The organism is Pseudomonas sp. AC255 (genome assembly GCF_979258175.1).
On record NZ_OZ409841.1, the window covers coordinates 223,241 to 237,295 of the forward strand.

Annotated in this window: 10 protein-coding genes and 1 pseudogene; 4 read left to right on the plus strand and 7 right to left on the minus strand. The window is 60.8% G+C overall.

Going from position 1 to position 14,055, the window contains the following annotated elements:
* Positions 1-17 precede the first annotated feature (17 nt).
* A complete protein-coding gene (gene radA, locus ACZZ0K_RS01125) occupies positions 18-1,385 on the plus strand; it encodes a DNA repair protein RadA (protein WP_007909773.1) in 1,368 nt (455 codons plus the stop codon).
* A gap of 98 nt (positions 1,386-1,483) precedes the next feature.
* Here the strand turns inward: radA and ACZZ0K_RS01130 are convergent, their stop codons facing one another.
* Entirely contained in the window at positions 1,484-1,852 is a 369-nt protein-coding gene (locus tag ACZZ0K_RS01130) for a PilZ domain-containing protein (RefSeq protein ID WP_071173654.1), read from the minus strand.
* 159 nt (positions 1,853-2,011) lie between these two features.
* Between ACZZ0K_RS01130 and ACZZ0K_RS01135 the strand changes: the two genes are divergently transcribed.
* The 3 genes from ACZZ0K_RS01135 to yjiA all read left to right on the plus strand — a co-directional run bounded on the left by ACZZ0K_RS01135 (position 2,012) and on the right by yjiA (position 5,420).
* Positions 2,012-4,078, plus strand: coding sequence for a carbon starvation CstA family protein (locus ACZZ0K_RS01135; RefSeq protein WP_041477781.1), 2,067 nt, complete (start codon positions 2,012-2,014; stop codon positions 4,076-4,078).
* A 15-nt stretch (positions 4,079-4,093) separates the two neighbouring features.
* A complete protein-coding gene (locus ACZZ0K_RS01140; RefSeq protein WP_003228401.1) occupies positions 4,094-4,291 on the plus strand; it encodes a YbdD/YjiX family protein in 198 nt (65 codons plus the stop codon).
* A gap of 151 nt (positions 4,292-4,442) precedes the next feature.
* Positions 4,443-5,420, plus strand: coding sequence for a GTPase (yjiA, locus tag ACZZ0K_RS01145; RefSeq protein ID WP_041477783.1), 978 nt, complete (start codon positions 4,443-4,445; stop codon positions 5,418-5,420).
* 114 nt (positions 5,421-5,534) lie between these two features.
* Here yjiA and ACZZ0K_RS01150 read toward each other — a convergent pair whose 3' ends face one another.
* The 6 genes and pseudogenes from ACZZ0K_RS01150 to morA form a co-directional block, all read right to left on the minus strand.
* Positions 5,535-5,876 carry an FCD domain-containing protein gene (locus ACZZ0K_RS01150; RefSeq protein ID WP_463558934.1) on the minus strand — a complete coding sequence of 114 codons (342 nt, stop codon included), beginning with the start codon at positions 5,874-5,876 and terminating at the stop codon, positions 5,535-5,537.
* A gap of 185 nt (positions 5,877-6,061) precedes the next feature.
* Positions 6,062-6,238: pseudogene (locus ACZZ0K_RS01155) on the minus strand (GntR family transcriptional regulator); the annotation flags it as partial.
* 18 nt (positions 6,239-6,256) lie between these two features.
* On the minus strand, positions 6,257-6,961 hold the full coding sequence (locus ACZZ0K_RS01160; protein ID WP_016773102.1) for a FadR/GntR family transcriptional regulator: 705 nt from the start codon (positions 6,959-6,961) through the stop codon (positions 6,257-6,259).
* A gap of 49 nt (positions 6,962-7,010) precedes the next feature.
* Positions 7,011-8,324, minus strand: a complete 1,314-nt coding sequence (locus ACZZ0K_RS01165) for a C4-dicarboxylate transporter DctA (RefSeq protein WP_056790521.1) — start codon at positions 8,322-8,324, stop codon at positions 7,011-7,013.
* Between the two features lie 334 nt (positions 8,325-8,658).
* Positions 8,659-9,912: a serine hydroxymethyltransferase gene (gene glyA / locus ACZZ0K_RS01170; protein ID WP_041477786.1), complete on the minus strand. Its 1,254-nt coding sequence runs from the start codon at positions 9,910-9,912 to the stop codon at positions 8,659-8,661.
* A 230-nt stretch (positions 9,913-10,142) separates the two neighbouring features.
* Positions 10,143-13,991, minus strand: coding sequence for a cyclic di-GMP receptor MorA (morA, locus tag ACZZ0K_RS01175; RefSeq protein ID WP_041477787.1), 3,849 nt, complete (start codon positions 13,989-13,991; stop codon positions 10,143-10,145).
* Between the last annotated feature and the right edge of the window lie 64 nt (positions 13,992-14,055).

Below are 14,055 nucleotides of genomic sequence, written 5' to 3' on the forward strand. Positions count from 1 at the left end.
TTGTTCCGGGGGTTCTGATGGCCAAGGCCAAGCGCATGTACGGCTGCACCGAGTGCGGCGCAACCTTTCCCAAGTGGGCCGGGCAGTGCGGCGAGTGCGGTGCCTGGAACACCCTGACCGAAACCATGATCGAAAGCGGCGGCGCCACGGCACCCACCGGGCGCACCGGTTGGGCTGGCCAGCAGGCGCAGATCAAGACGCTCGCCGAAGTCAGCATCGAAGAGATTCCACGTTTTTCCACCGCTTCCGGTGAGCTCGACCGCGTGCTCGGCGGTGGTCTGGTCGATGGCTCGGTGGTGCTGATCGGCGGTGATCCGGGGATCGGCAAGTCGACAATCCTGCTCCAGACCCTGTGCAATCTGGCCAAAAGCATGCCGGCGCTGTACGTCACTGGTGAGGAATCCCAGCAGCAGGTGGCGATGCGCGCCCGCCGTCTCGGCCTGCCGCAGGATCAACTGCGGGTGATGACCGAAACCTGCATCGAAACCATCATCGCCACCGCTCGCCAGGAAAAGCCCAAGGTCATGGTGATCGACTCGATCCAGACCATCTTCACCGAACAGCTGCAATCGGCGCCGGGCGGCGTGTCGCAGGTGCGTGAAAGTGCGGCGCTGCTGGTGCGATACGCCAAGCAGAGCGGCACGGCGATCTTCCTCGTCGGCCACGTCACCAAAGAGGGCGCCTTGGCCGGTCCGCGTGTTCTGGAACACATGGTCGATACCGTGCTGTATTTCGAAGGTGAATCCGATGGTCGTCTGCGTCTGCTGCGTGCGGTGAAGAACCGTTTCGGGGCGGTCAACGAATTGGGCGTGTTCGGCATGACCGACAAGGGCCTGAAAGAAGTCTCCAACCCATCGGCGATTTTTCTCACCCGCGCTCAGGAAGAAGTCCCGGGCAGTGTGGTCATGGCGACATGGGAAGGCACCCGGCCGATGTTGGTGGAAGTGCAGGCACTGGTCGATGACAGTCATCTGGCCAACCCGCGTCGGGTGACGCTGGGGCTGGATCAGAACCGATTGGCGATGTTGCTCGCGGTGTTGCACCGTCATGGTGGGATCCCGACCCACGATCAAGACGTGTTCCTCAACGTGGTCGGTGGCGTGAAGGTGCTGGAGACAGCGTCGGATCTGGCGTTGATGGCGGCGGTGATGTCGAGTTTGCGCAATCGGCCGTTACCGCATGATCTGCTGGTGTTCGGCGAAGTCGGCCTGTCCGGCGAGGTGCGCCCGGTGCCGAGCGGGCAGGAGCGGCTGAAAGAAGCGGCCAAGCACGGCTTCAAACGCGCCATCGTGCCGAAGGGTAATGCTCCGAAGGAATCGCCTCCCGGCTTGCAGATCATCGCCGTGACGCGTCTCGAACAGGCCCTCGACGCACTCTTCGAGTAACCACAATCCCCTGTGTAGGAGCTGCCGAAGGCTGCGATCTTTTGATCTTGAAACAAAATCAAAATATCGCAGCCTTCGGCAGCTCCTACAGGGGCAAGTCAGATTTCGATCAGCGCACCCAGTTCGCGCTCCAGCTCGGCCTCATCCGCCAGATTCAGTTCGATCAACCGGCGCAGGCGCTGGATCGATTCCAGGCTGATGTGCCGGCAGATGAACCCCAAGTGGCCGTTTTCCTCGTGGGCCAGATGCACGTCCATTTCGATATCGACGTCTTCGCTCAGATGAATGTCGACGAAGAAGTCCTGCTCTTTATCCCCGAGCCACGGCTCCGGTCGCTCGATCAGCAGGCCCTTGAGCGACAGGTCGATCAGTTTGACCGGCCAGATGTACTCGCCCTGTTTCAGCTCGGTTCGGGCATCGAACGCAATACGTTTGAAACGACGTCGATTGGCGGGGTGCTCGCTCATGGCGCAATCCTCATGAAGGTTCGCTGACTATAGACCGCGAATGCGGGCGCCAGCCAATCGCTCAAGCGTCTAGACCTATGTCGGGGTATGGCCTTTGGCGCCGTAAGCGCTAAACTCGGGGTGGCTGTCTTTCTTGTCCACCCTGGCTGGAATAATAAAATGAAAAATAATAATAGCCTGCTGCGCCACTTACCCTGGCTCGTGCTGGCAATCGTAGGAGCGTGCGCCCTGGGCGTAGTGGCATTGCGCCGCGGCGAGGCGATCAACGCCTTGTGGATTGTGGTCGCTGCCGTGGCCATTTATCTGGTTGCGTACCGTTACTACAGTCTGTTCATCGCCAACAACGTGATGCAACTGGATCCGCGTCGGGCCACCCCCGCCGTGCTCAACAACGATGGTCTGGACTATGTGCCGACCAACAAACACATTCTTTTCGGTCACCACTTCGCGGCCATCGCTGGCGCGGGGCCGCTGGTCGGTCCGGTGCTGGCGGCGCAGATGGGGTATCTGCCCGGCACACTCTGGCTGATTGCCGGTGTGGTGCTGGCGGGCGCGGTGCAGGACTTCATGGTCCTGTTCATGTCGACCCGACGCAACGGCCGTTCCTTGGGCGACATGGTGCGTGAAGAGATGGGCCGGATTCCCGGGACCATCGCACTGTTCGGCTGCTTCCTGATCATGATCATCATCCTCGCGGTGCTGGCGCTGATCGTGGTCAAGGCCCTCGCCGAGAGCCCGTGGGGCATCTTCACCGTGATGGCGACCATCCCGATCGCGATGTTCATGGGCATTTACATGCGCTACATCCGCCCGGGCCGCATCGGCGAGATCTCCGTGGTCGGTGTGTTGCTGCTGCTCGGTTCGATCTGGCTGGGCGGGCAGATTGCTGCCGATCCGGTATGGGCCAAAGCCTTCACCTTCACCGGTGTGCAAATTACCTGGATGCTGGTCGGTTACGGTTTTGTCGCCGCGTCGCTGCCAGTGTGGCTGATTCTGGCACCGCGTGACTATCTGTCGACCTTCCTCAAGATCGGCACCATCGTCGCCCTGGCGATCGGTATTCTGGTGACCATGCCCGAGCTGAAAATGCCGGCACTGACCCAGTTCGTCGACGGCACCGGCCCGGTGTGGAAGGGCGGTCTGTTCCCGTTCCTGTTCATCACCATCGCCTGCGGTGCGGTTTCCGGTTTCCACGCGTTGATCTCGTCGGGCACCACGCCGAAGCTTTTGGATAACGAAACCAACGCCCGCTACATCGGTTACGGCGGCATGCTGATGGAATCGTTCGTGGCGATCATGGCCATGGTTGCCGCTTCGGTGATCGAGCCAGGCGTGTACTTCGCCATGAACAGCCCGGCCGCCGTGGTCGGCAGTGATGCCGCGTCAGTGGCGCAAATGGTCACCAGCTGGGGCTTCGCGATCACGCCGGAAGCGCTGCAAGCCGTGGCCCACGACATCGGTGAAACCACCATTCTGGCCCGTGCTGGCGGTGCGCCGACCCTGGCGGTCGGTATCGCGCAGATCCTGCACAGTGTCCTGCCGGGTGAAAACACCATGGCGTTCTGGTACCACTTCGCGATCCTGTTCGAAGCGCTGTTCATCCTCACCGCTGTGGACGCCGGTACCCGTGCCGGGCGTTTCATGCTGCAGGATCTGCTCGGCTCCTTCGTACCGGCGCTGAAACGCACCGAATCGTGGACCGCCAACCTGATCGCCACCGCCGGTTGTGTGGCGATGTGGGGCTGGTTGCTGTATCAGGGCGTGATCGATCCACTGGGCGGCATCAACACCCTGTGGCCATTGTTCGGCATCTCCAACCAGATGCTCGCCGGTATCGCGCTGATGCTCGGCACCGTGGTCCTGATCAAGATGAAGCGCCAGCGCTACATCTGGGTCACCCTGTTGCCGGCCACCTGGCTGTTGATCTGCACTACCACTGCTGGTTTCATCAAGCTGTTCGACGCTAACCCGGCGATCGGCTTCCTGTCCCTGGCCAAGAAGTACAGCGATGCGCTGGCCAACGGTCAGGTGCTGGCACCGGCGAAGAGCGTCGAGCAGATGCAGCACGTGATCTTCAACGCCTACACCAACGCCACACTCACCGCGCTGTTCCTGTTCGTGGTCTTCAGCATCCTGTTCTATGCGCTCAAGGTCGGCATCGCCGCCTGGGGCAAGAAAGAACGTACGGATAAAGAATCGCCATTCCAGGCCCTGCCGGATGCGTAACCAGAGGATTGCAGCATGTTCAATGACCTGAGTCGCCTCGGTAAATACCTCGGTCAGGCCGCGCGCCTGATGGTCGGCATGCCCGACTACGACACCTACGTCGAGCATATGCAAACCAAACACCCGGACAAACCGGTGATGAGCTACGAGATGTTCTTTCGCGAACGTCAGGAAGCCCGTTACGGTGGCAAGGGTGGGCCGAAGTGCTGTTGAGCTGACAGCCTTCGGTTGAGGTAATCCCTGTGGGAGCGAGCCTGCTCGCGAATACGGAGTGTCAGTTGATGAAGGATTTGACTGACACACCGCTTTCGCGAGCAGGCTCGCTCCCACATTTGTTTTTGTATTCTTTTCAGGAGATCGGGTTTTGTCTTCTCCCATTCCGGTAACGGTCCTCAGCGGTTTCCTCGGCGCCGGCAAGACCACTTTGCTGCGTCATTTATTGAAAGCCGAGCACGGCCTGAAAATCGCCGTGATCGAAAACGAATTCAGCGACGCCGGCATCGACACTCAGTTGCTGGGTGACGAGCCGGTGCAGGTCATGACCCTGGCCAACGGCTGCGTCTGCTGCACCATTCACACCGATCTGACCAAGGCGCTGTACTTGCTGCTCGAGCGCCTGGACAGCGGCGAGATCGCCTTCGATCGTCTGGTGATCGAGTGCACTGGTCTCGCCGATCCGGCACCGGTGGCGCAGACCTTTTTCATCGACGAAGAGCTGCGCGAGCGTTACCTGCTCGACGGCATCATCACCCTGGTCGACGCCGCCCACGCCGACGTGCACCTGACCCAGACCATCGCCCAGGCGCAGATCGGTTTCGCCGATCGTCTGCTGGTAAGCAAGACCGATCTGGTCGATGAGGCGACGTTCACCGCGCTGAGCGAGCGCCTTACGCGAATCAACCGCCGCGCGCCGATCCGCGTGGTCGAGCATGGCAACATCGATCTGGCTGAACTGCTGGATGTGCGTGGTTTCAACCTCAATGCTGACCTGGGCGGCGGTTTGAGCTTGCGTCCGGTGAGCAAGGCGCCGTCGATCGATCGCATCTCCAGCCTGGTGCTGCGCACCGATCAGGCGCTGGATATCGATCAGCTCAGCGAGTTCATGAACGAGTTGCTGGAAGAGCACGGCAAGCAATTGCTGCGCTACAAAGGCGTGCTGAATATTGCCGGGGAAGATCGGCGCCTGGTTTTTCAGGGTGTGCTGAAACTCTATGGTTTCGACTGGGACACCGAATGGGCCGAGGGCGAGACGCGGGAGAGTGTGATCGTGTTTATCGCCGATGACTTGCCGGAAGAGAAGATTCGGGCGGGGTTTGCCAGGGTTGCAGCGCAACAAGCCTGATAATTTCAATAGCTCAACGGGTCTCTTCGCGAGCAGGCTCGCTCCCACAGTAGAACGCATTCTGTCAGAAGGAATGCAATCCACTGTGGGAGCGAGCCTGCTCGCGAAGGCGGTCTAACCGACAGCACAATGCTCAAGATCTGAACCCAGCAGTGTCTGCTCAAGACGATCCAGATGCCGATCCATCAACATGCCGGCCTTGCAAGCATCACCTCGCTCCACAATCTCAACCAACGCCAAATGCTCCTGCCACGCGCAACAGCTGCGCGTCGGGCACCGACTCCGCGCAATCGCCAACGACGTCAGCGGCACCAGACTGCGCAGAAAATGCGCCAACGGCAGATTTCCCGCCATCCGTGCCAACTGCAAATGAAACTCCCCGATAACCGAATCGCCGCCCCGCGCCGATCCTGCTCGATGGCGCGCTTCTCGCGCTCTATCAACGTGCGCAAGCATTTGAAATCGTCTGGCTGCGAACGCTGACAGGCCAACCGCACCAAGGTGTTCTCAGCCAACCGTCGCGCATGCAAGGTCTGCCGGATCAGCTCCCGATCAGGCGCAGCCACTCGTGGTCGATGATTGGCGCGCAATACCACGATCTGCTCATGGGACAACTGCGTCAGCACCCGTCGTACATCGGCGCGGCCGGCGCCGAACATCGCTTGCAGACTGTCCTCGGTGAACCGGCTGTCTTCATCGATACGCTGCTCGAGAATCGCGTCGAACAGTCGCGGATACAACTCCTCAACCGGCATGCGCAGGCGAGAGACGGGCAGGGCGGTCGAATCGGCATGCGAGGCTAAAGCAAAACTGTTCATGGCCGTTCTCCTGGCAAATCAGGTGGGCAGGTTGTCGTCCGGAATATTCAGCTCAACGCCCATGCGCTGGCCTTCGCGCAGAATGTGCCGACGCATTTCGGCGCTGGCCTGAGCGCTGTTCTTGCTGCGGATCGCGCGGACTACGGCTTCGTTTTCTTCCAGGCGTTCGGCCAGATGTTCCGGTGAATTGCGCAACACTTCGGCACTTTGCTTGAGCGCGTTGCTGGTCTGCTGCACCACGCTCTGGAAAATCGGGTTCGAGGTCAGCGTGAACAGTTCTTCGTGAAAGGCGATGTAGGCGCTGACCCCGGCTTCACTGTCACCGGCCTCGAGGGCTTCGCGCATGTCCATCAGGGTCAGGCGCAACTGGCCGACCTCCTTGCTGCTGATCGATTGCGCAACCAGCCCGACAATGAACGGTTCCAGGGTGTAGCGCAGTTGCAGCACATCTTCCAGGCTGGCGCCGGCCACCGCGCTGTCGTGGCTCTGGCTGTCGCTGAGTTGCGCATCGAGGACGACCACGCCTTTGCCCGGCATCGAGCGCACCAGGCCGAGTGTTTCCAGCACGATCACCGCTTCGCGCAGGCTCGGCCGGCTGATGCCCAGTTGTTCGGCCAGTTCACGCTGGCCCGGCAGCATGTCGCCGGAGCGCCACTGGCCTCGGGCCAACGCGGCGCGGAGTTTTTCCACCACTGAATTGACGACGGTTGAAGTTGTAATCACGTATTGGCTCCCTGCGCCGTGCCTGCGCATTGGCAGGCACGGCACTCATTCAAAATTCTTTGGCCGCCGCCGGAGCGACGGTTTTTCGCGGTTGAAAGTTATAGCCCTGCTCGCCGTTGAGCACCTTGTTCGCGCGCTGCACGTCGATGTCCTTTTCCCAGCGGGCGATGGCCACGGTGGCGACGCAGTTGCCGATCAGATTGGTCAGCGCGCGGCCGATGCCCATGAACCAGTCCACGGCCAACACCAGCACCAGACCGACCACGGGAATCGCCGGGATCGCCGTCAGCGTCGCGGCGAGAATCACCAGCGCCGAACCGGGAATGCCGTGGGCGCCTTTGGAGGTAATCAGCGACACCAGCAGGATGGTCAGCAAGTCGGTCATCGCCAATGGCGTGCCGGTGGCGTTGGCGATGAACACGATGGCCAGGGTCAGGTAGATCGAGAAGCCGTCGAGGTTGAACGAATACCCGGTCGGAATCACCAGACCGACGGTGGAGCTGCCGATACCGAGGTGTTCGAGCTTGCGCATGATCTGCGGCAGCACGGCGTCGGAAGAGGCGGTGCCCATCACGATCAGCAGTTCTTCACGCAGGTACTTGAGCAGCGGCCACATGCGCAGGCCGGAGACCCGCATCACCAGACCGAGGATCAGCGCGACGAAGGCGACGCAGGTCAGGTAGAACAGACCGACCAGACTGCCCAGGTGCTGCAGAGAGTCGAGACCGTATTTGCTGGTGGTGAAGGCGATGGCGCCGAACACGCCGATCGGCGCCAGACGCACGATCATGCCCATGATGCGGAAAATCACGTGGCTGAGTTCGTTGATCAGTCGCGAAATCCCGGAAGCCGCTTCGCCAACCAGATTCAGCGCACTGCCGAACAGCACCGAAAACAGCAGCACTTGCAAGATATTGTTGTCAGCGAAGGCACCGATCACCGAGGTCGGGATCAGATCCATCAGAAATTGCGTGGTGGTGTGCATGTGCTGGCCGCGCTCGGCGAGGTCGCCCATGTCGGCGCTGGAGAGCTGCTCCAGATGAATGTTCGCGCCGCTGCCAATGCCGGTGCTGAAGGCGAACACCAGACCAATCACCAAGGCGATGGTGGTCAGCACTTCGAAGTAGATCACCGACTTCAGGCCGATGCGCCCGACCTTCTTCAGATCGCCCGCGCCGCTGATGCCGCTGACCACCACGCAGAACACGATCAGGCCAATCAGCATCTTGATCAGTTTGATGAAGCCATCGCCGAGCGGTTTGAGCTGAGCGGAGTATTCAGGAAGGGTCAGCCCGCAGACGATGCCGAGCATCAGTCCGAGAACCACTTGAAGGAAGATTGAACGCGAGCACCATCTGAGCATGGGAGGAATCCTGGGTCGGTGTCCTGGCTGCCGCACGCGTTGCGCATCGGATGCAGGACTTAATTATTGTGGTCTTACCGGTATGTCCAGTGCAGGCGCAGTCTAGGCTTGGGTTTTTCCTGATTACAAGGGGAAAGCATGAAATTGGCATGACCGGTCTGACCAGCGGCCAAAGCCGCGTAGGAGCTGCCGAAGGCTGCGATCTTTTGATCTTGTTTTTAAAATCCAGATCAAAAGATCGCAGCCTTCGGCAGCTCCTACAGGTGAATTGCAGGCGAAAAAAAACCGGCCAATCACTTGGCCGGTTTTCCATACTGCGGGTTTAACGTCGCATTTAAGCGCCGTACACCGGCAGTTTCTTGCAGATGGCTTTGACTTTCTCGCGAACGGCGTCGATCACCGCTTCGTTGTTCAGGTCAGCCAGGATGTCGCAGATCCAGCCGGCCAGCTCTTTGCACTCAGCCTCTTTGAAACCGCGAGTGGTCACAGCCGGAGTACCGAAGCGCAGGCCGGAGGTGACGAACGGCGAGCGTGGATCGTTAGGCACGGAGTTCTTGTTCACGGTGATGAACGCTTTGCCCAGAGCGGCGTCGGCGTCTTTACCGGAGATGTCCTGCTTGATCAGCGACAGCAGGAACAGGTGGTTTTCAGTACCGCCCGAAACCACGTCGAAACCGCGCGCGATGAACACTTCGGCCATGGCCTTGGCGTTCTTCACCACTTGTTGCTGGTAAGCCTTGAACTCAGGCTGCAGCGCTTCCTTGAAGCAGATCGCCTTGGCCGCGATCACGTGCTCCAGCGGGCCACCCTGGGCGCCCGGGAACACTGCGGAGTTGAGCTTCTTCTCGATCTCGGCGTTCGCTTTGGCCAGGATCAGACCGCCACGTGGACCGCGCAGGGTCTTGTGCGTGGTGGTGGTCACGACGTCGGCGAACGGCACCGGGTTCGGGTAGACACCAGCGGCAACCAGACCGGCGACGTGAGCCATGTCGACGAACAGGTAGGCGCCAACCTTGTCAGCGATCTCGCGGAAGCGCGGGAAGTCGAGGATCTGCGAGTAGGCCGAGAAACCGGCAACGATCATTTTCGGCTTGTGCTCGACCGCCAGGCGCTCGACTTCGTCGTAGTCGATCAGGCCGTTGGCATCGATACCGTATTGAACGGCGTTGTACAGCTTGCCCGAGGAGGAAACGCTGGCGCCGTGGGTCAGGTGACCGCCATGGGCCAGGCTCATGCCCAGAATGGTGTCGCCACCTTGCAGCAGAGCCAGGTAAACAGCGGCGTTGGCTTGGGAACCGGCGTGCGGCTGAACGTTGGCGTAATCAGCACCGAACAGTTCCTTGGCACGGTCGATGGCCAGTTGTTCAACCACGTCCACGTATTCGCAACCACCGTAGTAACGCTTGCCCGGATAGCCTTCGGCGTACTTGTTGGTCAGGACCGAGCCTTGAGCTTCCATCACCGCTGGGCTGGTGTAGTTTTCCGAAGCGATCAGCTCAATGTGTTCTTCCTGACGCTGAGCTTCTTGCTCCATGGCGGCAAAAAGGTCGGCGTCGTACTTGGCAATAGTCAAATCACGGCTGAACATGGCGGTCCTCAAGGATCGGGGGCAGAAAAGGGGGCATTCTAACCCAACCGCTTTTGGATGACATATGAAACGACGTCATGTCGCAGACAAGTGGCGTTCATGACAGATGTGCGGTGCTTTTGCCGGCCCCTTCGCGAGCAGGCTCGCTCCCACATTTGAGATGCATTCCCCTGCTGCAATGCATTCCCCTGTGGGAGCGAGCCTGCTCGCGAAGGGCGCGCCGCAGATGTTCAGTCGAACATGAACAGCGCATCGTTACAGAACTGCGCTTCAAACCGTCCCGCCGGCATCGGCCGGCCGAACAGATAGCCCTGCACCTCATCGCAACCATGCTCACGCAGGAAGTCCAGTTGCTCGTGAGTTTCCACACCCTCGGCAATCACCGCGAGATTCAGGCTGTGGGCCATGGCAATGATCGCCCGGGCGATCTGCGCGTCCTGTTCCCCGGACGGCAGGCCGTCGACGAAAGTACGGTCGATCTTCAGCACGTCGATCGGGAATTGCTTGAGGTAGTTGAGCGATGAATAACCGGTGCCGAAGTCATCGACTGCGATGCTCAGGCCGAGGTTCTTCAGCCCGGCAAGAATCTGCATCGCCTCGCTGACTTCGCGCATCAGGATGCTTTCGGTCAGTTCCAGCTCCAGACACGCCGGTGGCAGGCCGGTTTCGCGCAGGATCGTCGCGATTCGGGTGCCCAACTGGCCGTCGGAGAACTGCCGTGCGGAAATGTTCACCGACACCTTCGGCACCCGCACCCGTTGCTGGTGCCAGGTTTTCAGCTGTCGACAGGCCTCGCTGATAACCCAGTCGCCAACGTCCACCACCAGGCCGAGCTCTTCCAGCACCGGAATGAAATCACCCGGCGGCACCAGCCCGCGACGCGGATGGCGCCAGCGCAGCAGCGCTTCGGCGCCGGTCAGGCGCTTGCCGTCGCCACTGAACTGCGGCTGGTAATACAGGACGAATTCGTTCTGCTCCAGTGCATGGCGCAGATCGCTTTCCAGTTCCAGACGCTCCAGCGCACTGGCGTTCATGTCGGCCTGATAGAACTGGAAGTTGTTCTTGCCGCGTTCCTTGGCGTGGTACATCGCCGTGTCGGCGTTCTTCATCAACTGGCTGAGTTCGTTGCCGTCCTGCGGACTCAGGGCGATGCCGATACTGGCGGTGACGAAGAACTCGCGGCCCTCGAGCACGAACGGCCGCACCAGGCTGGCGAGAATCTGCTCGGCGACATGAATTGCCCGGTTCAGCGCCAGTTCGCGGTTGGAGCGATGCTGCAGCAGCAAGGTGAATTCGTCGCCGCCCATGCGCGCCACGGTGTCATCGTCATCGACGCAGGCCAGCAGGCGCGTGGCCATGTCCTTGAGCATGCGGTCGCCGGCGGCGTGGCCCAAGGAGTCGTTGATCGGTTTGAAACGGTCGAGGTCGAGGAACATCAGCACCACCCACGACTTCTGCCGTTCGGCCGCTTGCAGTGCGGTGTGCAGACGGTCCTGGAACAGCGTGCGGTTCGGCAGGTGGGTGAGGGCGTCGTAATAGGCGAGGCGGTGAATGCGCTGCTCGCTGGCCTTGCGCTCGCTGATGTCGCTGAAGAAACACACGTAACTGGCCAGATCGCCCTCGTCGTCGAGCACGGCAGTGATGCCGACCCACGCCGGGTAATGTTCGCCGTTACGGCGCTTCATCCACACTTCGCCTTCCCAGGTGCTGTGCTCGTGCAACTGCTTGAGCACGTAGCGCAGGTGCGCATCCTGCTGCTCGTCGACGGTGAGCATGTTCGGCAACTGGTCAAGCACTTCGCCGACGCTGTAGCCGCTGACCCGACTGAACGCTTCGTTGGCCTGAACGATATAACCGGCCGGGTCGGTGATCAGGATCGCCGAGGTAGAGTGCTCGAATACCGTGGCGGCCATGCGCAAATCTTTTTCGGCACGGCGCTGCTGGCTGATATCGCGGCCAACGCCGAGCACGCCTTCGAACGCGCCGTGTTCGTCCCACACCAGCACCAGGCGCAGTTCGATCGGAATCTTGCGGCCATCGGCACGCAGGCAATCGAAGAGGAACAGTTGCGTTTGCACCTGACTGCGCAGCAATGCCAGTTGCTCGGGCTTGTCCAGCGCCTTGCTGACGCGGTCCATCAGCACATGAATGCCGTTCAGTTGCCCGGGATTGGCGATGATCGATTGCCAGCCGTTCTGGAAGATCCATTCGGCGTTGTAGCCAAGCACGGCCTGCACCGACGGGCTGACGTAGTTCAGCGAGAGCTTGCTGTCGGTGGAGAAAATCACGTCGCTGATGCTTTCGGCGAGCATGCGGTAGCGCTGCTCGCTGTCACGCAGCGATTCGCTCGCCTCAATCTGTTCGGTGATGTCCTTGGCGACGCCGATGATCCGCGTGACCTGATCATGCTTGTCCCGCGCCAGCGCCTGTTCACGGATGTCGAAGCGCCGCCACTTGCCGTCGCGATGGCGGAAGCGCAATTGGCATTGCAACAACTGGCTGTAACCGGCGTGACGCTGCAACTGCCGCGAGCGATGGTAATAGTCGGCGTCTTCCGGATGCAGAAGGATTTCCCAGAAGTATTCGCCCATCTGATGCAGTTCAGTGCGGTTGTAGCCGAGGGTCTGGCCGAGGTGGTGGTTGCTGAAAATCATCCGCTGGCTGATCACGTCCTGCACATACAGATGATCCGGCACGGTGCGCACCACGTCCGACCAGAAGCCTTCGCGCTCCAGCAACGACAGCTCGATCAGCTTGCGGCTGGTGATGTCGTTGATGCTGAGGATCACCGCTTTATAGTCGTGCTGCTCGCTCGGCAGGCGCAGGACCATCCACAGGTGCTGGTCGCGACCATTGCTGTTGGGCAGTTTGATTTCCAGTTCCAGCTGCTTCTGCTGTTGCAGGACGGCGTCGAGGATCTGCTGACCGATCGCGCACTGCGGATGGCGCTGGCCATCGATCAGCAGTTGCCAGGCATCGTCGCAGGAATGCACATCGAGCAGTTGCAGGGCGACCTGGTTGACTTCGGTGACGCGCATTTCCGCGAGCAACTGCTGGCGCTGCTGGGGTTGGTCGAGCCAGGCCTTGAGCTGGTCGCTGGTCTGGATCTGCGCCTTGTCGAACATCTGCTTGAGGCCGGACAGGTCAAGCACGCACAAGGCCACGCCGGTGCCTTCGAAAATATCCTGATAACGCCGCCGGCCTTCATGCACCTGGCGCTGGCGCCGACGCATGTTCAGCAGTGCAATCACCGGCAACATCGAGAACGCCAGGCCGAGCAGGCATTTGCCGATGAACGCCGGCAGCAATTCTTCGAGTACGCGCTGGCGGTCGAACAGCCCGCGCAGTTGCCAGTCGCTGCTGCTCAGCGGCACGGTCAGCACGGTGTTGGCGACATCGTCAGGCGTCAGCCCGCCAGCCTTGGCCGAGGGCAGCCCTGCTTCGCGGCTGATGATCTGATGATTGAGGCGGTTTTCCACCAGCCACAGCGGGCGCAGAGCGGTGGCGTCCTGTTTGGTCAGCGAGTCGAAGAAGGTTGGCGTCAGGCGCAAGGCCCAGTAACCGCGACTGCTGCCGCTGGCCTGATGCAACAGCAGGTGCACCACCGAGCCGTCATCGGCATTGCTGAAATAATGCGCCTGAGCGCGACTGCGACGCACCAGTTCGGTCAGGTAATCGGCGTCGGAACTGTCGGTGGCGCTGTCGCTGATGATGCGGCCGGAGGGCGAGAGCAGGGCCATGCTGCGCAGATCGGGCAGCGAACGTTGCAACTTGCGCAGGAGCATCTGCTGTTCGTCGGCGGTTTGCGGTTGTTCGACGATCGGTAGCAGATTGAGGGCGATTTGCGCATTCAGCGCCATGTTCAGGCTGACCTGAGCGGCGAGATCGGCGGTGTAGTCGATGGTGTACTGGCGCTGATTCTTCTGGGTTTCACGCAATTGATCGAGCAGTTGCCAGAATAGCAACGCGAGCAATAACAGCACGAGGGTGGCCAGCGCACCCTTCAATGTCCCGCGCAGGGGCGAGCCGGGCGCCGGTGGGGTGCTGCTCACAGAGGCTGGCGGAGTGACATTGGTCAAGCTGTGATCCTGCGATTTGGCTGGACTGGCGCGACGTGCACTATAAGCCGGACGCCCGAAGGGC